20 protein-coding genes and 1 pseudogene are annotated in these 21,912 nt (G+C 71.5%); 9 read left to right on the top strand and 12 right to left on the bottom strand.

The window, feature by feature from the left end:
* Positions 1 to 27 precede the first annotated feature (27 nt).
* On the bottom strand, positions 28 to 945 hold the full coding sequence (metF, locus tag ACWDVW_RS27025; RefSeq protein ID WP_449954162.1) for a methylenetetrahydrofolate reductase [NAD(P)H]: 918 nt from the start codon (positions 943 to 945) through the stop codon (positions 28 to 30).
* Positions 946 to 1,099: 154 nt separating this feature from the next.
* On the opposite strand from metF, the gene ACWDVW_RS27020 reads away from it, so the two are divergent.
* Positions 1,100 to 2,182: a polyprenyl synthetase family protein gene (locus ACWDVW_RS27020; protein ID WP_449954159.1), complete on the top strand. Its 1,083-nt coding sequence runs from the start codon at positions 1,100 to 1,102 to the stop codon at positions 2,180 to 2,182.
* A 58-nt stretch (positions 2,183 to 2,240) separates the two neighbouring features.
* Here the strand turns inward: ACWDVW_RS27020 and ACWDVW_RS27015 are convergent, their stop codons facing one another.
* On the bottom strand, positions 2,241 to 2,615 hold the full coding sequence (locus tag ACWDVW_RS27015) for an Rv2175c family DNA-binding protein (RefSeq protein ID WP_449954157.1): 375 nt from the start codon (positions 2,613 to 2,615) through the stop codon (positions 2,241 to 2,243).
* 196 nt (positions 2,616 to 2,811) lie between these two features.
* Between ACWDVW_RS27015 and pknB the strand changes: the two genes are divergently transcribed.
* Together pknB and ACWDVW_RS27005 are read left to right on the top strand one after the other, a co-directional pair.
* On the top strand, positions 2,812 to 4,809 hold the full coding sequence (gene pknB, locus ACWDVW_RS27010) for a Stk1 family PASTA domain-containing Ser/Thr kinase (protein WP_449954154.1): 1,998 nt from the start codon (positions 2,812 to 2,814) through the stop codon (positions 4,807 to 4,809).
* On the top strand, positions 4,809 to 5,699 hold the full coding sequence (locus ACWDVW_RS27005; protein WP_449954152.1) for a deoxyribonuclease IV: 891 nt from the start codon (positions 4,809 to 4,811) through the stop codon (positions 5,697 to 5,699). The genes pknB and ACWDVW_RS27005 overlap by 1 nt, the downstream gene beginning before the upstream one ends.
* A 96-nt stretch (positions 5,700 to 5,795) precedes the next feature.
* On the opposite strand, the gene ACWDVW_RS27000 is transcribed toward ACWDVW_RS27005, so the two are convergent.
* The 4 genes from ACWDVW_RS27000 to ACWDVW_RS26985 form a co-directional block, all read right to left on the bottom strand.
* Positions 5,796 to 6,824 (bottom strand): threonine aldolase family protein, encoded by a 1,029-nt coding sequence (locus ACWDVW_RS27000; RefSeq protein WP_449954150.1) that lies wholly within the window; start codon positions 6,822 to 6,824, stop codon positions 5,796 to 5,798.
* 164 nt (positions 6,825 to 6,988) lie between these two features.
* Positions 6,989 to 8,395, bottom strand: a complete 1,407-nt coding sequence (locus tag ACWDVW_RS26995) for a class II 3-deoxy-7-phosphoheptulonate synthase (RefSeq protein WP_449954147.1) — start codon at positions 8,393 to 8,395, stop codon at positions 6,989 to 6,991.
* Positions 8,396 to 8,481: 86 nt separating this feature from the next.
* The gene (locus ACWDVW_RS26990; RefSeq protein WP_449954145.1) at positions 8,482 to 8,988 is read right to left on the bottom strand and encodes a hypothetical protein; all 507 of its coding nucleotides are present in this window, start codon (positions 8,986 to 8,988) and stop codon (positions 8,482 to 8,484) included.
* A gap of 220 nt (positions 8,989 to 9,208) precedes the next feature.
* A complete protein-coding gene (locus ACWDVW_RS26985) occupies positions 9,209 to 10,828 on the bottom strand; it encodes a glycosyl hydrolase family 18 protein (RefSeq protein ID WP_449954142.1) in 1,620 nt (539 codons plus the stop codon).
* A gap of 896 nt (positions 10,829 to 11,724) precedes the next feature.
* Between ACWDVW_RS26985 and ACWDVW_RS26980 the strand changes: the two genes are divergently transcribed.
* The 5 genes from ACWDVW_RS26980 to ACWDVW_RS26960 all read left to right on the top strand — a co-directional run bounded on the left by ACWDVW_RS26980 (position 11,725) and on the right by ACWDVW_RS26960 (position 16,900).
* Complete coding sequence (locus tag ACWDVW_RS26980; protein ID WP_449954140.1) at positions 11,725 to 13,089, top strand: quaternary amine ABC transporter ATP-binding protein; 1,365 nt, start codon at positions 11,725 to 11,727, stop codon at positions 13,087 to 13,089.
* Positions 13,086 to 13,973 (top strand): ABC transporter permease, encoded by an 888-nt coding sequence (locus ACWDVW_RS26975; RefSeq protein ID WP_449954137.1) that lies wholly within the window; start codon positions 13,086 to 13,088, stop codon positions 13,971 to 13,973. Before ACWDVW_RS26980 ends, ACWDVW_RS26975 begins: the two co-directional genes overlap by 4 nt.
* Before the next feature lie 99 nt (positions 13,974 to 14,072).
* Positions 14,073 to 14,975, top strand: coding sequence for a glycine betaine ABC transporter substrate-binding protein (locus tag ACWDVW_RS26970; protein ID WP_449954135.1), 903 nt, complete (start codon positions 14,073 to 14,075; stop codon positions 14,973 to 14,975).
* Positions 14,976 to 15,146: 171 nt separating this feature from the next.
* On the top strand, positions 15,147 to 15,638 hold the full coding sequence (locus ACWDVW_RS26965) for a glutathione peroxidase (protein WP_449954132.1): 492 nt from the start codon (positions 15,147 to 15,149) through the stop codon (positions 15,636 to 15,638).
* Between the two features lie 590 nt (positions 15,639 to 16,228).
* Complete coding sequence (locus ACWDVW_RS26960) at positions 16,229 to 16,900, top strand: NADPH-dependent F420 reductase (RefSeq protein WP_449954130.1); 672 nt, start codon at positions 16,229 to 16,231, stop codon at positions 16,898 to 16,900.
* Positions 16,901 to 16,951: 51 nt separating this feature from the next.
* Here ACWDVW_RS26960 and ACWDVW_RS26955 read toward each other — a convergent pair whose 3' ends face one another.
* From ACWDVW_RS26955 to ACWDVW_RS26940, 4 genes are all read right to left on the bottom strand, one after another.
* On the bottom strand, positions 16,952 to 17,524 hold the full coding sequence (locus ACWDVW_RS26955) for a GNAT family N-acetyltransferase (protein ID WP_449954128.1): 573 nt from the start codon (positions 17,522 to 17,524) through the stop codon (positions 16,952 to 16,954).
* 42 nt (positions 17,525 to 17,566) lie between these two features.
* Positions 17,567 to 17,917 (bottom strand): DUF2203 domain-containing protein, encoded by a 351-nt coding sequence (locus ACWDVW_RS26950; protein ID WP_350696298.1) that lies wholly within the window; start codon positions 17,915 to 17,917, stop codon positions 17,567 to 17,569.
* An 89-nt stretch (positions 17,918 to 18,006) separates the two neighbouring features.
* A complete protein-coding gene (proC, locus tag ACWDVW_RS26945) occupies positions 18,007 to 18,759 on the bottom strand; it encodes a pyrroline-5-carboxylate reductase (protein WP_449954125.1) in 753 nt (250 codons plus the stop codon).
* Between the two features lie 17 nt (positions 18,760 to 18,776).
* Complete coding sequence (locus tag ACWDVW_RS26940) at positions 18,777 to 19,733, bottom strand: DMT family transporter (protein WP_355283698.1); 957 nt, start codon at positions 19,731 to 19,733, stop codon at positions 18,777 to 18,779.
* An 84-nt stretch (positions 19,734 to 19,817) separates the two neighbouring features.
* Here ACWDVW_RS26940 and ACWDVW_RS26935 point away from each other — a divergent pair, with 84 nt between their 5' ends.
* Positions 19,818 to 20,351, top strand: a complete 534-nt coding sequence (locus ACWDVW_RS26935) for a hypothetical protein (protein WP_449954123.1) — start codon at positions 19,818 to 19,820, stop codon at positions 20,349 to 20,351.
* Here ACWDVW_RS26935 and ACWDVW_RS26930 read toward each other — a convergent pair whose 3' ends face one another.
* Together ACWDVW_RS26930 and ACWDVW_RS26925 are read right to left on the bottom strand one after the other, a co-directional pair.
* Positions 20,352 to 21,755 (bottom strand): MFS transporter, encoded by a 1,404-nt coding sequence (locus tag ACWDVW_RS26930; RefSeq protein WP_449954121.1) that lies wholly within the window; start codon positions 21,753 to 21,755, stop codon positions 20,352 to 20,354.
* A gap of 67 nt (positions 21,756 to 21,822) precedes the next feature.
* A pseudogene (locus ACWDVW_RS26925) lies at positions 21,823 to 21,912 on the bottom strand (VOC family protein); the annotation flags it as partial.

Here is a 21,912-nt window from a genome sequence, read left to right as displayed (position 1 = left end):
CGGCGCTGAGGTGTCGCGCCCGCCGCGTCACGTCGCGGCGCCCACCCGCAGGTTCTGCCAGATCTCACGGGTCGCGGTGGAACGGTTGAAGGTGATGAAGTGGATCCCGGGGACGCCCTCGTCGAGCAGTCGCCGGCACATCTCGCTGGTCTGCTCGACACCGAGCCGGCGGACCGCCTCCGGATCGTCGGCGACCCGCTCGAACCGCGCGGCCAGGGCCGGCGGGAACGGCGCCCCGGAAAGCTGCTCGGAGCGTTCGATCGTGCCGATCTTGGTCACCGGCATCACGCCGGCCAGGATCGGCGTGTCGCACCCGGCGGCGGCCACCCGGTCACGCAGGCGCAGGTACTCGTCGGCGTCGAAGAACATCTGGGTGATCGCGAACTCGGCGCCGGCCCGGCACTTGCGGACGAAGTAGTCGGTGTCGGTGTCGACGTCCGGCGAGCGCGGGTGACGGTACGGGAAGGCCGCGACGCCGACACTGAAGTCGCCGGAGCGGCGGACCAGCCGGACCAGGTCCTCGGCGTAGTTCACGCCGTCCGGGTGCGGCACCCACTCGCCGTTGGGGTCGCCGGGCGGGTCGCCCCGCACCGCCAGCACGTTGCGCACCCCGACGCTGGCCAGCCGACCGATCACGTGCCGCAGCTCGGCCACCGAGTGGTTGACCGCGGTCAGGTGGGCCATCGGCAGCAGGGTGGTCTCGGTGGCCACCCGCTCGGTGACCGCGACCGTGGTGTCCCGGGTCGTACCGCCGGCACCGTAGGTGATCGAGACGAACGAGGGGCGCAACGGCTCCAACTCGCGGATCGCCTGCCAGAGCTGCCGCTCACCCTGCTCGGTCTTGGGCGGCATGAACTCGAAGGAGAAGGTCGGCTGGCAGTCGCGGACCAACTCCCCGATCGCCGGTTGCGAGTTCGGGAGGATCGAGGGAAGTCCGAGCGCCACGCACCGACTCTAGCGGCCGGTCCCGCGTACCCCCAGCACCTTCCCAGGGGTGGGGACGTGGCCGACGCCCGCCGGAAGGCGGGGTGCCCCAGCCACGGCGCGTCGGACGGTGGGTGGGTCGCCGTGTCCGGCCCCGACCCATTAGCGTCGGGACGTGACCCACGCTGCTCCTGTCTCCCCCGTCGACCGTGCCGGCCTGCGCCAACGCGTCGACAAGGCACTGGCCGACTTCCTCGCCGCCCGCCGGACCTGGATGACCGGTGTCGACGACGCGCTGGTGCCGGTGGCCGAGGCGATCGAGGCGTTCGTGCTCGGCGGCGGCAAGCGGCTGCGGCCCGCCTTCGCTTACTGGGGGTACCGGGGCGCCGGTGGGGTGGACACCGATCCGGTGGTGACCGCCCTGGCCGCGCTGGAGTTCGTCCAGGCCAGTGCCCTCATCCACGACGACCTGATGGACCGGTCGGACACCCGACGGGGTGAGCCTGCGGTGCACCGCAGGTTCGCCGCCCGGCACCGGTCGGCCGGCTGGGGCGGCGACCCCGACGGGTTCGGCGACGCGGCGGCGATCCTGCTGGGTGACCTCTGCCTGGTCTGGTCCGACGAGCTGCTGCACTCCGCCGGGCTCGACCCGCGGACGGTGGCGCGTGCCCGGCCGGACTTCGACGAGATGCGCACCGAGGTCACCGTCGGGCAGTACCTGGACGTGGTGACCCAGGCGACCGGCGACACCTCGCTGGAGCGGGCCGGCAAGGTCGCCCGGTACAAGTCGGCGAAGTACACGGTGGAGCGGCCGCTGCTGCTCGGCGCGGCGCTGGCCGACGCGCCCGCCGACGTCCGCATCGCCTACTCGGCGTACGGGCTGCCGCTGGGCGAGGCGTTCCAGTTGCGCGACGACGTGCTGGGCGTCTTCGGCGACCCCGCGCAGACCGGCAAGCCGGCCGGTGACGACCTGCGCGAGGGCAAGCGGACGTACCTGGTCGCGGCGGCGATGGAGGCCGCCGACGAAGCCGGGCGCGCGCTGCTGCTCGCCGGACTCGGCGACGCCGACCTGGACACCGAGGGCGTGGCCCGGCTGCGTGAGCTGATCACCTCGACCGGGGCGCTGGCCCGCACCGAACAGCGCATCGTCACGCTCACCGACGCGGCGCTCGCCGCGCTGACCGCGGTGGACCTGGACACCGAGGCCCGGCAGGCCCTGGTGGACCTGGCCATCGCCGCCACCCGCCGGGCCGACTGACCGGTACGCTCCGCGACCGGGCCGGCGACCCGGTCGCGGCGGGTCGGGGGCGGTCGGGTCAGAAGCCGAGGGCCTGCGCGCGGCGCTTGATCTCGCGGGCCTGGTCGCCGGCCAGAGCGGCGGCGGGGGTGCCACCGGGCAGGGAGGCGTCGGGCTCGTAGAGCCAGCGCAGCGCGGCCTCGTCGTCGTAGCCGGCGTCGGCCAGCAGGTTGAGCACGCCGGGCAGATGCTTGAGCACGGTGCGGTTGGCCACCAAATCGGCGGGGATCCGCCGGACGCCGTCGCGGCGTACCGCGATCAGCTCACGATCCCGGATCAGCTGGTGGACCTTGCTGATCGTCAGGTCGAGCCGTTCGGCGACGTCCGGCAGGGTGAGCCAGTCGGCGGGGCCGGCCTCGGGCGCGGAGCCCTCGGCGGGTACGGAGTCGGTCACCGGACCACCCTGCCATGCCGCCCTCCCCCCGGGTCAACGACCTCCCGTCAGCGCGCTGAGCAGGGGCGGCGGAACCCGGAGTACACAGGGTGGCCCCACGGAGGCGGCTGCGGCGGTAGCATCCTGTTCTGCCTCTCCACCACCACCGGAAACAAAAATTCTACCTACCACCCCTGGACACATAGACTCCCTGCCGATGGACACACAGGTCGCCGACACGTTGCTGGGCTCGCTGATCGACGGGCGCTACCGCATCCGCGGTCGCGTGGCTCGTGGCGGCATGGCGACCGTGTACACCGCCACCGACGAGCGGCTCGAACGCACCGTCGCACTGAAAACCATTCACGCCACCGCCGGTGCCCCGGGACGCCCCGGGCTGGCCGGCTTCGTCGACCGCTTCACCGACGAGGCCAAGACCATCGCCCGGCTCACCCATCCCAACGTGGTGGCCGTCTACGACCAGGGCACCCACGACGGGATGCCCTACCTGGTGATGGAGTACGTGCGCGGTCGCACGCTGCGCGAGGTGCTGGCCGAGCGACGCCGGCTCAACCCGGACGAGGCGCTGGCGATCACCGAGCAGGTGCTGGCGGCCATCGCCGCCGCCCACCGGACCGGGCTGGTGCACCGCGACATCAAGCCGGAGAACGTGCTGGTCGCCGAGGCACCCAGCGGCGGCCCGGCCAACCTCGTCGACGGGGTGGTCAAGGTCACCGACTTCGGGCTGGCCCGGGCGGTCGAGGCCAGCACCGACCACGACAACGGCAACCAACTGATGGCCACCGTGGCGTACGTCGCCCCGGAGCTGGTCACCGACGGCCGCGCGGACGCCCGCACCGACGTCTACTCGGCGGGCATCGTGCTGTTCGAGATGCTCACCGGCCGGGTGCCGTACGAGGGTGACCGGCCGATCGACATCGCCTGGCAGCACGTCGACCGGGACGTACCGGCACCGTCGTCGCTGGTCCCCGGCCTGCCCAGGGTGCTCGACGACCTGGTGGCCCGGGCCACCCGACGTGACCCGGCGGCCCGTCCCGCCGACGCCGGTGCCCTGCTGGCCGAGGTGCAGGTGGCCCGGGACGGCCTCGGCACCGCGAACAGTCACACCACCATGCTGCCGTCGCTCGCCGACGCGCCGGTGGTCTCCCAGCCGACGATGGTGGTCTCGACGGTTCGTCCGCCTCAGCGGCCGCCCTGGGCCCGGCTGCCCGAGGACAGCGCCGGTCCCCCGCCCCGGGGCCGACGCCGGGCCGCCCCGAGTGGCGGCGACGGGCTGCCCGCCCAGTTGGCCGCGCTGCGAGCCCGCCTGTTCGGCGGGGACTCCGGCGGGCGCCTGGCCATCGCCGCCGTCGTGGTGGTGCTCGGGCTGGTCGCCGCGCTCGGTGGCTGGTGGTTCGGGGTCGGCCGGTACACCACCGCGCCGGAGTTGGTGAGCATGAGCAAGGCCGAGGCGGAGTCCCAGGCGTCCCAGGGCGGCTTCACGATCCGCTACGCCGAGCCCCGGCACGACGATCAGGTGCCGCGCGACGGCGTGCTGGCGCAGGAGCCGGCTTCCGCCGCCCGGGTCCTCAAGGGCGGCACCATCACCCTGACCCTGTCGCTGGGACCGGACCGGTTCCCGATGCCGGACGTGGTCGGCAAGGACTTCGACCTGGCCGAAGCGGATCTGGCCAACGCACAACTTGAGGTCGTCAAGGGCCCGGCCCGGTTCGACGACGGCCTGCCCGAGGGCATGGTGGTGGCCACCAAGCCGGAGGCGGGCGAGGAGGTCAAGCCGGGGCAGGAGATCACCGTCTTCCTCAGCAAGGGACGGGCCCCGATCACCGTGCCGAACCTGGTCGGCAAGAGCCTCAACGAGGCGCGCGGGATCATCGGCCAGCTCGGCCTGGTGCTGGTCGAGCCGACCTACAAGGAGTCCGACAAGCCCCGCGACGAGGTGCTCGGGCAGAGCCCGGCCGACGGCAGCGGAGTGGAGAAGGGCGCCCAGGTCCGGCTGGAGGTCAGCGAGGGGCCGCCGCAGGTGACCGTGCCCCGCGTCGTCGACCTGCCCTGCCAGCAGGCCAAGCAGGTGCTGGAGAGCCAGGGCTTCCAGGTGTCCGTGCAGTTCAACCCGAACGCCGTCGCCCGGTTCCAGAACCCGAGCGAGAACGCCCAGGTGCCGCCCGGCAGCCAGATCACCATCGGGTGCTTCTGATGACGGCGGCGCACCCCGGCCCCCAGGCGCACGGCCACCGGCCGCTCGGCTCGCACACGCCGACCTCCGGCGGGCTGGCGAAGGCGGCACTGCCGTACGTCGACGGGGCCGGGTCCGAGGTGGCCCAGGTCTACGTCGGCAACTCCCGGGGCTGGGCGACGCCGGCCGGTGACCCGGTGCAGGACGCGCTGTTCCGCGACGGCTGCGCCGAACGCGGCGTGAGCGCGTACATTCACGCGTCGTTGCTGGTCAACCTGGGGTCGCCGACGGAGGCCACGGTCGAGCGTTCGGTGCAGAGCCTGGCCCACGCGCTGCGCCGGGGTGCCGCGATCGGCGCGCGTGCGGTGGTGTTCCACGCCGGCAGCGCGGTCGACGCCGGGCACGCCGAAGCGGCCATGCGGCAGGTACGCGAGGCGCTGCTGCCGCTGCTGGACTCGGCCGCCACCAATGACGGGCCGATGCTGCTGGTGGAGCCGAGCGCCGGTGGCGGCCGATCCCTGGCCAGCCGGGTGGAGCATCTCGGGCCCTACCTCGACGCGGTGGACCGCCACCCCTGGCTCGGCGTCTGCTTCGACACCTGCCACGCCTGGGCCGCCGGGCACGACCTGGCCGCCGAGGGCGGAATGACCGAGACGCTGGACACCCTGGTGGCCACAGTCGGCGCGGACCGGCTGCGGCTGGTGCACGCGAACGACTCGAAGGACCTGTGCGGTTCCACCCGCGACCGGCACGAGACCATCGGCAAGGGCCTGATCGGCGAACCGGCCTTCGCCGAGCTGATGCGGCACCCGGCCACCGCGGGCGTGCCGATCCTGGTGGAGACGCCCACCGAGGGGTACGAAGGCCACGCCGCCGACATCGCCACGCTGCGCCGCCTCGCCCCGGCCTGACCGTCTGACCGAGCCGGACCGGGCTCCCCCGGGCTCCGGCGTCCGCCGGCCGTACCCGCTGGCCCGCCGCCACGCGCGGGCGCGGCGGCGGGTGGGTCAGCGGCGCAGGATGCGGGTGAGCACGGTTGCGGCCCGGTCCGCCTCGTCGTCGGTGACGTCCAGGTGGGTCACCAGCCGGGCGGTACGCGGGCCGAGGACCGAGACCAGGACACCGTCGGCACGGGCTGCGGCGGCCAGTGCCGGCGCGTCCAGGGACGCCTTGGTCAGGTCCAACGGGACCAGATTCGTCCGCGCGGCATTCGCCAGCACCCCGAACGGGGCGATCGCCTCGGCCAGCCCGGCCGCCTTCGCGTGGTCCTCGGCGAGCCGGTCGACGTGGTGAGCCAGCGCGTACCGTCCGGCGGCGGCCAGGATGCCGGCCTGGCGCATCCCGCCCCCCATCCGCTTCCGGATCGACCGGGCCCGGTCGATCCGCTCGGCACTGCCGATCACCAGCGAGCCGACCGGTGCGCCCAGCCCCTTGGACAGGCAGACCGACAGCGTGTCGAAGAGCGCACCGTACCCGGCCAGCGGCACCCCGTCGGCCACATGCGCGTGCCAGATCCGGGCACCGTCGCAGTGCAGCGCCGCCTGCGCGGAGTCGGCCACCTCCCGCAACGCGCGGAGCGTGTCCAGCGGGATCACCCCACCGCCGCTCCGGTTGTGGGTCTGCTCCACGGCGATCGCCCGGGTGGGCACCGCCCAGTAGCCGTCCGGCCGGACCATGCCGGCGACCACGTCGGGGTCGATCTGCGCGCCCACCGCCGGCCAGGTCCGCGAGGTAATCCCGCCGTACGCGGCAGCCGCGCCCATCTCGTACGTGATGACGTGCGCGTCGGCGTCGCAGAGCAACTCCGCGCCGGGCGGCACCACCAGTTGCAGGGCGATCTGGTTGGCCATCGACCCGCTCGGGCAGAACAGCGCCGCCTCGTGCCCGAACAGCGCGGCGACCTCGGCCTCCAACGCGTTGACCGTCGGGTCCTCGCCGTAAACGTCGTCGCCGACCTCGGCGGTGGCCATCGCCTCCCGCATCCCGGCGGTCGGCCGGGTCACCGTGTCCGACCGCAGGTCGATGAAATCAGCCACTGTTGTCCCTTCGGCCGCCGACTGCGGGGCTCGCAAGCTCACTCCTCACGTCAGCCACTGTCATTCCTGGGCTACCGACTGCGGGGCTCGCAAGCTCACTCCTCGCGTCAGCCACGGAGCATCTCCGGCCGCCGACTGCGGGGCTCGCAAGCTCACTCCTCGCGTCAGCCACGGAGCATCTCCGCTACGAGGAACGCCAACTCCAGCGACTGCTGGGTGTTCAGGCGGGGGTCGCAGGCGGTCTCGTACCGGCCGGGCAGGTCCAGGTCGGCGATGCCCTGCGCGCCGCCCAGGCACTCGGTGACGTCCTCGCCGGTCAGCTCGACGTGCAGGCCGCCCGGGTGGGTGTCCAGCCCCCGGTGCACCTCGAAGTAGCCCAGCACCTCGTCGACGATCCGGTCGAAGTGCCGGGTCTTGTAGCCGTTGGACGACTCGTGGGTGTTGCCGTGCATCGGGTCGCACTGCCACACCACCTTGGCCCCGGCGGCGGTCACCTTCGCCACGATCGGCGGCAACGCGTCGCGGACCTTGTGGTTGCCCATCCGGCTGATCAGTGTGAGCCGGCCGGGGATGTTGTCCGGGTTGAGCTTCTCGCACAGCTCGATGGCGTCGTCCGGGGTGGTGGTCGGGCCGAGCTTGACGCCGATCGGGTTGGCGATGCGGGAGATGAAGTCGATGTGCGCCCCGTCGAGCTGCCGGGTCCGCTCGCCGATCCACAGGAAGTGCCCGGACAGCCCGTACGGCCGGTTGTCGGAGACCCGGGTCAGCGCGCGGTCGTACTCCAGCGCCAGGGCCTCGTGGGAGCAGTAGAGGGTGACCGTCCGCAGCGCCTCGTCGTCGGTCATCCCGCAGGCCCGGATGAAGGCCATCGCCCGGTCGATCTCCCGGGCGATCGCCTCGTACCGCTCGCCGGCCGGGGAGTTGCGCACGAAGCCCTTGTTCCAGTCGTGCACGGCGTGCAGGTCGGCGAGCCCACCGGCGAGGTACGCGCGGAGCATGTTCATCGCGGCGGCCGAGTTCGCGTACGCCCGGATCATGCGCTGCGGGTCGGCGACGCGCGCCTCCGGCGTGGCCTCCAGCGAGTTGATCATGTCGCCGCGGTAGGCCGGCAGCCCCCGGGCGTCGGTCGGCAGCGACCGGGGCTTGGTGTACTGCCCGGCCACCCGGGCCACCTTGACCACCGGCAGCGAGGCGCCGTAGGTGAGCACGATCGCCATCTGCAGCAGCGTGCGGGCGTTGGCCAGCAGGTGGCTCTCGGTGTTGTCGGCGAAGGTCTCCGCGCAGTCACCGCCCTGGAGCAGGAACGCCTTGCCCTCGCAGACCAGCGCGAGGCGCTGGCGGAGCTGGTCGACCTCGTACGGCGCGACCACCGACGGGACCGTGTCCAGGACCTTGCAGACCTCCGCCACCTGGGCCGGGTCCGGCCAGGGTGGGGTCTGGGCCCGGGGCAGCTCCCGCCAGCGGTCCAGGCCGAGGGCCTCGTCCTCGGCGGAGTTCACGGTCGGACGGCTGGTCTGCAACACCGGGCTGCCCACCGACGGATGGCTCAACTGATGCCACTCATGGCGCATGAATCCCAGCGTACGGCGACCGGCCGGGTGGGCAACCGGCGAGGGGCCGGGTTCCGGCAGATGGACGCGTCAGGCGAGCGCGCAGGTCACGGAGTCGGCGCCGGGGCGCTGCCGTCCGGCGCCACCGGCGCGGGGCTGTTCCCGCCCGGCCGTTCGGCGGAGATGCACCAGTCGAGCCCGTCCCGGGTGACCGTGAACAACAGCGCGCGGGTGGCCTCGCGGCGACCGGCGGTCACCGTGACCGAGACGCTGACCTCCTGTCCGGCCTCTCCGGGCCGGATGTCGACGATCTCGGAGCGGGGCACCTCGAAGTGGTCGGCGAAGTCACCGTTGGGGCCGGTGGCGGCCCCGTCGAACGCCTCGTGCAGCGCGGTGCAGAGCTGGCTGCGCCCGGCCGCCACGTCCTTGGCCGCCATCGCGTCGAGGTACGCCTGCACCCGCTCGCGCGCCTTGGTCATGGCTTCCTCGGCGGGGGCCCGACCGGGCTGCTCCGCCTCGTCCTCCCCGCCCAGCAGGCCGCACCCGACCAGCGCGGACGGCATGGTCGCGAGCAGCACGGCGGTGACGACGGATCGCCGGAATCTCGTTGGCATCGCTGTCGTGACCTCCCGCCCGCTCGATCGGCGAGTCTGTCACACCCGCCCTTGGTGTAAGGAAGGGACCCTTCCTATCGCTTTTTGTATAGGAAGGGTCCCTTCCTTACACGCACCCCCGCACCCCGCACCCCCGCACGGCGGGCAGGCGGGCGCAGGCGGACGGGGAGGGGCCGGTGCGGCCCCTCCCCGTCGTGTGGGTGATGCGTCGGCCTTCGGCTCAGCCGAGACCGCCCTTGATGGCGCCGATCAGCTCACCGTTGCTGGTGTCTCCGGAGAGCTCCCAGAAGAACGCGCCACCGAGGCCCTGGTTCTTCGCGTACGTCATCTTGCCGCCGATGGTGGACGGGGTGTCGTAGCTCCACCAGTTGCTGCCGCACTTGGCGTACGCGGTGCCGCCGATGGTGCCGGTGGCCGGGCAGGTGTTCTTGAGCACCTTGTAGTCCTCGATGCCCTGCTCGTAGGTGCCGGGGGCGGGCCCGGTCGCGGTGCCGCCGGGCGTCGTCTGGGTCACGCCGGTCCAGCCTCGGCCGTAGAAGCCGACGCCGAGCAGCAGCTTGTTGGAGGGGATGCCCTTGCTCTTGAGCTTCTGGATGGCCGCGTCCGACCAGAAGCCCTGCTGCGGGATGCCGGTGTACGAGTAGAGCGGCGAGTGCGGCGCCGTCGGGCCCTGCGCGTTGAAGGCACCGAAGTAGTCGTACGTCATCGGCATGATCCAGTTGAGGTGGGTCGCGGCACCGGCGTAGTCGGTCGCGTCGATCTTGCCGCCGTTGCTGCCGTCCGCGGTGATCGCGGCGGTCACCAGCGCCGACGAGCCGAACCGGGTACGCAGCGCGCTGATCACGTTCTTGAACGCGTTCGGGCCGCTGGCGTCACAGGTCAGGCCGCAGGCGTTGGGGTACTCCCAGTCGATGTCGATGCCGTCGAAGACGTCCGCCCAGCGCGGGTCCTCGACCATGCTGTAGCAGCTCTCCGCGAAGGCGGTCGGGTTCTGCGCGGCCTGGGTGAAGCCGCCGGACCAGGTCCAGCCGCCGACCGAGAAGATCACCTTGATGTGCGGGTACATCTTCTTGAGCTTGCGCAGTTGGTTGAAGTTGCCCCGCAGCGGCTGGTCCCAGGTGTCGGCGACGCCGTCGACGCTCTCCGCCGCGGTGTACGCCTTCTCGTAGTCGGCGTAGCTGTCACCGATGGTGCACCGGCCGCCGGTGGTGTTGGCGAACGCGTACAGGATGTGGGTCAGCTTCGACGCCGAGCCGCTGGTGTGGATGTTCTTGACGTGGTAGTTGCGGCCGTAGACGCCCCACTGGGTGAAGTAGCCGACCACCTTCTGGCCGCTCGGCGGCGGCGTGGTCGGGGGCGGGGTGGTGGGCGGCGGAGTCGTGGGCGGAGCGGTGGTCGGTGGGGTGGTGGTGGGCGGCGTCGTGGTGGGCGGCGGGGTGCCACCGCCGCAGGCCACGCCGTTGACCGTGCAGTTCAACGGCGCGCGGTACGCACCGGTGCCGTTGTAGCCCCAGCTGAAGGAGGCGCCCGGGGCCAGCCCACCGGCCCAGCTCTTCTTGACGGCCACGTAGCGGTTGCCGTTACGGGTGACGTCGGCGTCCCAGGAGCTGCTGATGCTGGTGCCCGAGGGCAGCTCGAACTCGATGCGCCAGGTGCTGACGGTGGCGGTCGAGCCGTTGGTGACGGTGACCCGCGTCTCGTGACCGGTCCCCCAGTCCGACACCCGGCTGAACGAGGTGGTCACGCTTCCGGCGCCGAACGCCGAGGCCATCGGGACCGTGGCGACGGTCACCGCGACCACGGCGCCGACCCAGAGGGCCCGGCGGAGCGATCTCTTCATGTGGCGTCTCCAAACAGTTAGGAAACTTTCCAAAAGGATGAGGAGACGCTACTCACACGACACCACTTCGTCAAGATGTCCATGTATCGATCCCGGCGTGATCGGGACCTGCTCCACCCCGGAGCACACCGCCTCCGAGCAGCGGAACCAGCACCCCACCACCCGGCAGCACACCCGCACGCCCGGCCGGACCGCCCACCCCCGGGGCGCAATCAGGCACATCACCTCACGCGAGCACCGCGTCCGACACCCCCGTGCGTGACGGTCGGATCGACGGCGACATCGAGCCCCCTGCCGGAGCCTCGACCAATGTCGGTCGACATCTGTCGATCGCCGCCCCTGCGGCCCACCGCAGGAATTCGGGGCCCGCCGGAACCGTATAGATCCCATGGAGATTCTGTCTCGGTTTCACGAAGGTTCCATGTCGAATCCATGAATATCCACATCGGTCGAATTCACCGTGTGCAATGACGCAGCGAATCCGGTCGACGGAGAATGTGGCACGGCCGGATCCGCAGGGCGCGTGGAGCCACGCGGACAAGCAGAAGTCATCGGGACGCCAAGGCCACGAAACGTGAGCGCCGAAGCGTTCGATATAAACCATTTTGCCCGATAAAATCCACCATCGGAGGTACCCGCCGGTTACTCGATCCTCCATCCCAGAACTGCACTTCTGCCATCCACACTGTCCGCAATGGCCGACGCCGCAACGTATTCCAATCGCTGCGCTTCCGGCCCGGGATCGCAACGAGATTTTCGTCCACGGAAACCTGTCGGGTAGGGTCTTGTCTCGCTCACCCGGAACTGTCCCGCCTCCGGCCGGCCCACGGAACGACAGATTATCGATAGATGCGCGTACGTCGCCCGAGAATGACGTCGTACCATAAGCCCTTGGAATGGAGACCGTGTCCGCACTCAGAGTGAACTCCCTGTACAAGGTCTACGGGAACCGCGCCGACAAGGCGATGGCAATCCTCAGGAACAGCGCAGACCGGGACGAGGAGCTGGCAGGGCTACCGGTCACCGCTGCGGTCGTCGACGCGAACTTCGAGGTCAAACGCGGCGAGATCTTCGTGGTCATGGGCCTGTCCGGCTCGGGGAAGTCCACCCTGATCCGGATGCTCAACGGACTGCTGCCCCCCACGCACGGCACGGTGGAGGTCGACGGGGTCGACATCACCACGCTCAAGCCCGCCGCACTGCGCAAGCTGCGCCGCGAGAAGATCAGCATGGTCTTCCAGCACTTCGCGCTCCAGCCGCACCGGTCGGTGCTGAACAACGCCGGCTACGCGCTTGAGGTCGCGGGCATGCCCCGCGCCGAGCGCCGGGAGAAGGCGCTGCAGGCGCTCCGGATGGTCGGCCTGGACAAGTGGGCGGACAAGCTGCCGCAGGAACTGTCCGGCGGCATGCGCCAGCGGGTCGGTCTGGCCCGCGCGCTCGCCGCCGGCACCGACATCATGCTCATGGACGAGGCCTTCTCCGCGCTCGATCCGCTCATCCGCCGCGAGGTGCAGGACCAGCTCCTCGAACTACAGGCCGAGCTCGGCAAGACGATCGTGTTCATCACGCACGACCTCAACGAGGCGATGCGCCTCGGCGACCGGATCGCGGTCATGCGTGCCGGCCGGATCGTCCAGATCGGCACCGCCGAGGAGATCCTCACCGACCCGTCCAACGACTACGTCGCCCAGTTCGTCGCCGACGTCGACCGGACCAGGATCCTCACCGCGGCAGCGGTCATGGAGCGGCCGCTCGGCGTCGTGGACGTGAACTCCGGCCCGCGGGTGGCCGCCCGCGTACTGCGCGAGACCCAGACGTCAGCCGTCTACATCACCGGCCGCGACAAGCGGTACCTGGGCACCGTGACCGCCGACGACGCCACCCGGGCAGTCCGGAACGGACTGACGAACCTCCAGGAGGTCGTGTCGACCGAGCACGCCCGAATGGTCGACGACACGACGCCGGTGGCCGACATCTTCGCGCCCTGCGCCCAGAGCCCGGCACCGGTCGCCGTGGTCGACGCGAACGGGCGGCTCGCCGGCGTGATTCCGCGGGTCACGCTGCTGAGCGCCCTGGGCAGCATCAGCGCTGAGGCCAGCGCGCACACCGCCACGCCGGAGCCCGCCGGTACGACGCCGACCGCCGACGCGGTGCAGACCGGCGATACGGCCGACACGCCGACCGGAGCCGGCACCGCACCGCAGGTACCGGTGCAGGTGGTTGCCGAGCCGTCGGTCCGCCTCACGGGAGAGCCCGCATGAACCGCGCCGACAGCCTCGACGACATGCTTCCGTACATCCGGATCGGCGACGCGTTCAAGACCGCCGTCGACTGGTCGAGAGAGCATCTGTCCGCCGTCTTCGACGGCATCGCCGCCACCGTCGACGCGCTGGTCGAGCCGCTGGTGGACCTGCTGACCGCACCCCCGGCGATCGTCATGGTATTGATCTTCGCCGGCCTCGGCTGGTGGCTGCGAAGCTGGAAGTTCGGCCTGGGCACCTTGCTCGGACTCGGCATGGTGGCCGGGATGCCGATCTGGGACCAGACCATGAGTACGCTGGCGCTGGTCCTGGTGGCCAGCGGCCTCGCCCTGCTGCTCGCCATACCCGTGGGCATCTTCATTTCGGAGAGCCGCCGTGCCTCGGCAGTCGTCCGGCCGATCCTCGACCTGATGCAGACGATGCCCGCGTTCGTCTACCTGATCCCGGCCATCTTCTACTTCGGCGTCGGCGTAGTGCCCGGCGCGCTGGCCACCGTGGTGTTCAGCATGCCGCCCGGGGTACGCCTGACCGAGTTGGGCCTGCGCCAGGTCGACCGGGAGGTCGTCGAGGCCGGCGAGGCGTTCGGCGCTTCGCCGTGGAAGATCCTGCTGCGTACCAAGCTGCCGCTGGCCCTGCCCACCATCATGACCGGCGTCAACCAGGTCATCATGCTGGCGCTGTCGATGGTCGTCATCGCCGGCATGGTCGGTGCCGGCGGTCTCGGTGAGGTGATCACGACGGCACTCTTCCGGGCCCAGGTCGGCGCGGGCTTCGAGGGCGGCATCGCCGTGGTGATCCTGGCGGTGGTGCTCGACCGTCTCACCGATTCGATCGGCGCACGTACCGCTTCGGCAAAGGCGCAACGCGCCATGCAACGAGCCTGACCCCCCGTCCTGACCCACGCAGGGAAGTCCCGTTGCCGGTGCCCTGCCTCGCTACCGCGAGTTCCGCCGGTGCACAGCAACGAGGGAAGGAAACTCCACATGTGGAGCAGAAAACTGGTGCGCCGGGTCGCGCTGGCGGCCACCGCCGCCCTGGCGCTGACCGGTGCCGCGGCCTGCGGCAACTCCGACGAGTCTGCCGGCGGTGACAACAAGAAGATCACCATCGGCTACATGTCCTGGGACGAGGCCATCGCCGCCTCGTACCTCTGGAAGAACCTGCTGGAGGAGAAGGGCTACGAGGTCGAGCTGAAGAATATCGAGGCCGGAATCGTCTACCAGGGTCTGGCGACCGGCGACATCGACCTCTTCCTCGACAGCTGGCTGCCGCAGACGCACGCCGACTACATGAAGGAGTACGGCGACAAGCTCGAGAAGCTCGGCGTCTGGTACGACAACGCCAGCCTGAGCATCGCCGTGCCCGAGTACGTCAGCGACGTCAACTCGCTGGAGGACCTGGCCGCCAACGCCGACACCTTCAACGGCGAGATCATCGGCATCGAGGCTGGCGCCGGCCTGACCGCCGCCACCCAGGACAAGGTCATCCCGGAGTACGGTCTGACCGGCAAGCTGAGCCTGAAGACCTCGTCGACCCCGGCCATGCTGGCCGCGCTGGACGGCGCGATCAAGGCCCAGAAGCCGATCGTGGTGACCCTGTGGCACCCGCACTGGGCCTACGCGAACTACCAGCTGAAGGACCTGGCGGACCCGAAGGGCACCCTCGGCGCAACCGAGGAGATCAACACCCTGGCCCGTGAGGGCTTCAGCGCGGACTTCCCCGAGGTCGCCGAGATGCTGAACAAGTTCAAGATGGACAACCAGCAGCTCGGCTCGCTGGAAGACCTGATGTTCAACGTGCACCAGGACGACGAGCCGAAGGCCGTGGAGGAGTGGCTGAAGGCCAACCCGGACTACGCCGGCACGCTCGAACCCGCCGCCTCCTGACGACTCGGCACCCGACGATCCGCCGTCGGTGGTGGGGCCCACGTGGCCCCGTCACCGGCGGCGGATCCGTCTCCCGGATGCCACACCGCACCCGCCGCCGGTGGTTACCGATCGGTAGATCGCCGCGCGGCGCTGCGGGCAACCAGGCCGGCCGGCGGTAGCCTCGCGGTCATGACCGTCTTCGACATCCCGATCGGCGCGCTCACCGGCGGCCCGGCCGACCTCTCCCAGTACCGTGGCCAGGCGCTGCTGGTGGTCAACGTCGCGTCCCGCTGCGGCCTCACCCCGCAGTACGCCGGCCTCCAGGCACTGCAGGACGAGTACGCCGACCGGGGCCTGGTGGTGCTCGGTGTGCCGTGCAACCAGTTCGCCGGCCAGGAACCGGGCAGCGCCGCCGAGATCAGCGAATTCTGCCAGGTCAACTACGGGGTGAGCTTCCCGCTGACGGAGAAGGTCGACGTCAACGGCCCAGACCGCCACCCGCTCTACGCCGCTCTGGCGCAGACCCCCGACGCCGACGGCCACACCGGCGACGTCCGCTGGAACTTCGAGAAGTTCCTGGTCGCCCCGGACGGCACCGTCGCCGCCCGGTTCGCCCCCACCGTCACCCCCGACGACCCCACCCTGCGCACCACAGTCGACAAAAACCTCCCCACCCCCTGACCCACATCCCCCACCCCCGACGGGGTGCGTCACCGGAGTTGACCAAGGAGTTCGCACCCTCAGACCTGCCCCTTCCGTGACCAAACTTCTTGATCAACGCGGGGGTCGGCGTCTGGGCGGGATGCTTGCGCCTGGACGGGGCAAGATCCGCGCAACTTCGGCGATATTGCTGTCTCCGAGCACGCCTGAGGCAGCAGTATCCGTGAAGTTGCGCGGATCATGGTGAGCCGCGGAGGGTGTACGGACACTGGGCACACCGGGCGGCAGCGGCGCAGGCTGGGCGGGTACGCGCGCTCGACTGAGCGGATACCCGCGCTGAGCTGGGCGCGGCGGCAAGCACAGCCGGGACGCCAGCCGCACCGCCGCCCCCGCCGCGACGCGCACCGTCGTCCAGCGACGCGCACAGTCACACTCAGCGGCGGCGATCATGGAGTTGTGGCAGAGGTTCTGTCCCCATGAGTACCGGTTTGGGCGTACCGCAAGTCCATGATCGGCGGGGTGGGCCGGATCCGGCGAGAACCTGGGGCCGGTGGCCGGAGGCGGGGGTAGGTTCGGACGTGACGGGTCGGCGTGGGGCGGGAGGATCTGGCGTGTCGGTCGTAGGGCTGATCGGGAGCGGGCACATCGGGAGCACCGTGGCACGGTTGGCGGTGGCCGCCGGGTACGAGGTGGTGGTGAGCAACTCACGCGGGCCGGAGACGCTCGCCGACCTGGTCGACGAGTTGGGCTCGGGCGCCAGCGCGGGCACCGCCGACGCCGCCGCCGAGGCCGGTGACCTGGTGGTGGTCACCATCCCGCTCAAGGCGTACCGGTCGGTGCCGGTTGCGCCGCTGGCCGGCAAGGTCGTCGTCGACACCAACAACTACTACCCGCAGCGGGACGGTCGGTTCCCCGAGCTGGACGAGGGCACCGCCACCAGCAGCGAGCTGCTGCAACGTCACCTGCCCGAGGCACGGGTGGTGAAGGCGTTCAACAACATCCACTTCAGGCACCTGTCCGCCCTGGCCCGACCGAGTGGCGCGGCCGACCGCAGCGCGCTGCCGATCGCCGGTGACGACGCCGAGGCCAAGGCCGTGGTCACCGCGTTCCTCGACCGCATCGGCTACGACGCGGTGGATGCCGGCAGCCTCGCCGAGAGCTGGCGGTTCCAGCCGGACACCCCGGCCTACGGCACGGTCTATTCCGCCGACCCGGCCAACTGGCAGCAGGAGGCCCCCGGCGACGCCGACAAGGTACGCGCGGCACTGGCCGAGGCCGGCTGACCCGTCAGCTCTCGTCGGCCGCCGGCACGGGTGACGGTCCCGGCTCCAGGTTCATCCGTCGTCGGCCGCCGTGCCCTCGCGGCGGGCGCGCCACTCCGGCGCTAGCACCGACCAGACCTCCAGGTCGACCCGCCCGCCCGGGCGGGACAACACCTCCCGCAGTACGCCGTCGCGCCGCATGCCCAGTCGGCGGGCCACCGCGATGCTGCGGACGTTGCCGGCGTTGGTGCGCCACTCGACCCGGTGCAGTCCGCGCTCGACCAGCGCCCAGTCGATGATCCGTCCGACCGCGCGGGTCACCAGGCCATGCCCCTCGGCCGCCGGTTCCAACCAGCAGCCCGCCTCGCAGACCCCGCTCGCCGCGTCGAACGACACCAGCAGCACCCCGCCGACCAGCCGGTCCCCGAGCCAGATGCCCCAGATCCCGCCGCCGTCACGGGCCCACCGGTCCGCGTACCGCTGCAACACGTGCCGCGCCCCGTCCAGGTCGGTCGCCACGAAGGACGGCCCCACCCAGGGTGAGATGTGCTCCCGGGCCCGGTCCAGGTTGGCCAGGAACTCCTCGGCGTGCCACGGATCGAGCGGACGCAACTGCGCGTCCTCCGTCAGGTCGATGGCGAACATCAGCGAACTCCCGTCATCGGTCGCTCCGGCTGCACCGGCTCCTCAGAGCGGGCGGCGGCCGGCGAAGCCGCAGTCGGCGCGGTGGTACCAGCGCACGTCGCTGTCGCCTTCGAGCCAGCACCAGAGCACCTGGCGGCCGTCGCGTTCGCCGGGGAAGTCGAGCAGGATCGGTGCCAGGCTCTTGACCTCGATGCCAGGTTGCCGCAGCTCGTCGAGGATGGCGTGCAGGCGGGCCTCCAGCGCCTTGACCTCGGGTCGGCCGCCGAGCGCGCTCAGCCCGTGGGTGGCCAGGTCGGTCTGCAACTCGGCCAGGTCGGCCCGGACCCGGATCAGCTCGTCGATGCGGGGGTGCAGGGTGGCCACCAGGTGCCGGGCCTGGGCGAGTGTGAACACCGCGACAGTATGCGGCACGCCCGGCACCGGCAGGAGCCCGCCGGGACCCGCGCCACCGGGTCGTCGTCAGCGCGTACCGGCGTCGCCGCTCACTCGGCCTGGGCGGCCAGCTCGCGGGCCCGGTCGCGGGCCGCCTCCAGAGCGGCCAGCAGCGCCGCGCGTACGCCGTGGTTCTCCAGCTCGCGTATGGCGGAGATGGTGGTGCCGGCGGGCGAGGTGACCGCCTCGCGCAGCTTCACCGGGTGCTCGCCGGAGTCGCGCAGCATCACCGCCGAGCCGATCGCGGTCTGCACGATCAGGTCGTGCGCCACCTGCCGGGGCAGGCCGAGCAGGATGCCGGCGTCGGTCATCGCCTCGACCAGCAGATAGAAGTACGCCGGGCCGGAGCCGGAGAGCGCGGTGACCGCGTCCTGCTGGGTCTCGGGGACCCGGATCGTCGCGCCGAGCGGCTTGAACATCTCCTCGGCCAGCGCCAGGTGCGTGCCGGTGGCGTGCGCCCCGGCGGAGATGGCGGTCATCGCCTGGTCCACCAGGGCCGGGGTGTTGGTCATCACCCGGACCACCGGGGTGCCCTCGGGCAGTCGGCGGCTGAAGAAGCTGCTGGGCAGGCCCGCGCAGAGCGAGATGACCAGCTTGTCGGCGGGCACCTTGGGCCCGATCTCGTCCAGCAGGGCGGCGGCGTCCTGCGGCTTGACCGAGACGGCGAGCACGTCGGCCTCGTCGACGGCGGTGAGGTTGTCCACCACCCGGACGCCGTAGCGGGCGGCGATCTCCTCGGCGCGTGCCGGCCGCCGGGCGGTGGCCAGCAGCCGGTCCACCGGCCAGCCGGACCGCAGCTCCATCGGATCGGCCGACGCCGCTAGGAGGCACCTCGCCGGGTGGTCGCGGCCGACGCGCGAGCGGCCACCGCGACCGCGGCGAGGACGATCGCGCAGCTGAGAACGGCTGTGGTGGAGAGTTTTCCGTCGATGGTGTCGAGCAGGAGGGCGGTGACGAGCTGGCCCGCCACGGAGGTCAGGCCGAGGAGGAGGACGCCGATCAGGCCGACGGTGACGGCGGCCAGGGCGATGAAGGCGACGCCGATCAGGCCGCCGAGGTAGAGCCAGGGGTCCGTGGGGAAGGTGGTCGGCAGGCCGGTGCGGAGCAGGGTGACCAGGTCGAACGCGCAGAGGGCGACCAGGCCGACGACGAAGTTGACCAGGGTGGCCGAGAAGGGGCCGCCGACCGCGCCGACCCTGCCGTTCACGGCTTGCTGCCAGGCCAGGCCGACGCCGGCGAGCGCGGGGAGGGCGATGAGCAGGAGCGGGAGGTCGGGGACGCCGGTGACCGCGGTGGCGGGGACGGAGTGCCCGCCCGCCGAGAGGAAGACGCCCGCGATGCCGAGCACGGCGGCGACCACCCGCCATCGGGTGACCGGCGTGCGACCGGCGGGCGCGATGCCGAGCCGATCGACGACGAGACTGCTGAGCAGCTGACCCGCCACCGCGGCGACGGTGAAGGCCGTGACACCGATCGCGGCGATCGTCAGTCCCTGGCTCGCGACGAAGAACGCGCCGCACAGGCCGCCGAGCAGCTGCCAGGGCCGCAGCGTGCCGTCCGCGACGCCGGTGCGCACCCGGCCCAGCCCGGCGCGCAGGGCCGGGCTGCCCGCGAAGGCGATCAGCAGGACCAGCAGGCCGGTGCCGAAGCTGATCGTGGCGGCCGCGACACCGTCACCCAGTTCCGCGCCGAGCGCGCCGTTGATCCGCCCCTGCACGGCGACGCCGGCGCCGATGCAGAAGCCGAAGATCAGTCCGAGACCGCCGCGCCCGACCACCGCGTCCTTTCGTCACCGTGCCGCTGTGCCCTTCGACAGTAGACTCACCGGTGGTGTCCGGACACGCGTCAGGGGGCGAGAACGATGTCGGCGAACGATGTTCCGATGCAGGCACACCCGGTGATCGACGAGGTACTGGCACGTCATCGCGCGGCGCTCGGGCCGGACGAACAGACCTACCGCAACCACGTCTATCGCTGCGCGAACTACCAGCGGGCGCTGCTCGGCGGGGAGCTGCCGGACGCGGCCGCCCTGGCCTGGGCCGTCCACGATCTGGGGATCTGGACGGCGGGCACCTTCGACTATCTCGCGCCGTCGGCCGAGCTCGGCGACGAGCTCGCGGCCGGGTTCGGGATCACCGACCCGGAACTCGTGCGGACGATGGTGCTCGAGCATCACGGTCTGCGGGCCAGGACCGATCCGCTCGTCGAGACGTTCCGGGTCGCCGATCGCGTCGATGTCAGCCACGGTGTGCTCCGCAGCGGAATCGACGCGGGGTTCGCCGCGCAGGTCGTCGCGCGGTTTCCGTATCGGGGATTCCACGGCTTCCTGGTGCGCAGCGCGCTGCGGCAGGCGGTGCGCCATCCCACGCGACCACTGCCGATGCTGCGGTGGTGACTAGTCGTCCGAGACCCGCGGCGGCAGCCAGCTCGGGGTGAGCAGCGCGGCCGCGAGCAGGACCGTGCCGAGCAGGGCGATCGTGGCCGACATCGTCAGCCACTGGGTGGCCGCGGCGACGAAACCGAACACCGCCAGCGCGACGATCTCCGAGAGCAGCCCGGAGAACGACAGCACCGTCGCCCGCGCCGGGCCCGCGATGGCGGCCTGCAGCCGGGCCCCGGCCACCACCTCGATCGCGAAGTCGACACCGTAGGCGATGCCGATACCGACGAAGCCGGCCCACAGCAGGATCGGGCCGACGGTCGGCGCGGCGCCCACCGCCAGCGCGCCCGCGATGAACAGCAGACCGGCCGCGAACAACGCGACGGCCAGCCAGCGCGCCGAGACGACCTCGGTCCGGCCAGCCAGCAGCGAACCGGCGAGCGAACCGACCACTGTCACGCCGACCAGCAGCGCGGACATGCTGGTCGACGAGCCACCGGACACCGCGAGCAGACCGAAGTACTCGTCGAAGGCGGTGACGCCGTACAGCAGGGCGCCCAGCAGCACGCCACGGCGCACCCGGCGCACCCGGAACGCCTCGGCGGTGCCGGTGCGCAGCATGTCCAGGTAGCGCGCGAGGCCGGTCGGCGTCGTCGACCGAACCGCGATGTCCTGGGCGGGCGCGACCCGGTCGCCCGTGCGGACGCTGGGCGCCAGGTCGTCGACGCGGGCCGTTTCGGCGGTGCTCGCCGGGCGTGGGTGCCCGGGAGCCGCGCCGGGGACCCGGTGCGGGCCCGCAGCCGGTGGCTCGTCGTCGAGGTCGTCGACGGCGGTGGCGGAGATGGCGACCGGCGGGCTCGGCAATGCCACCGCGGTCAGGGTGTGCAGCAGGGCGATACCGACACTGACCCAGCCGACCAGCGGATAGCCGCCGAGCGCGAAGAGCGGGGCGGCAACCAGGATCGCCGCCAGCACCGTGGTCTCCTGGGCGCCACGCGCCCAGCCCATGATCCTGGCGTAGGCCGACGGCTCCCCACGGGCGACCAGGTCGTCGTAGATCAGCGCCTCGAAGGTGCCCGATTCCAGCGACGACGCGACACCCCAGATCACGAAGCCCAGCGCGAAACCGAGGAACGACGGGGCCAGCATCCAGAGCGCGAAACAGGCCGCCTGCAGCAGGCAGCTCAGCACCAGCAACGCCCGGCGCGAGACGGTGTCGGCCCAGGCGCCCGACGGCACCTCCAGCAGGAAGGCGGTGATCGACCAGAGGGCGAGCAGCAGCGAGATCTGCGCGGTGCTCAGGCCGTGATCGGCGAAGAGCACACCGTAGAGCGCATAGATCGGCAGCAGGTCGCGCGTGCCCCTGAACAGGACCGCCCGAACCGCGACACCGCGCACGTCGACCGGGTCACTGGTCAAGCGCGCCATCTCACCCCGTTGGGCTCGTTGGTGATCTCGTAGATCACGTTGTTCTTCGACGCTCCAGGCGCAGACCGCCCACCTCGGACCCGGGCCTCGAACCCTGGATGCCGGCGTAGGCCGTCCCGTAGTCGGTGAACCGCCACCCGAACGCGTC

It is taken from the genome of Micromonospora sp. NPDC003241 (assembly GCF_053589795.1).
This window is presented reverse-complemented; position numbering and strand designations above follow the sequence as displayed.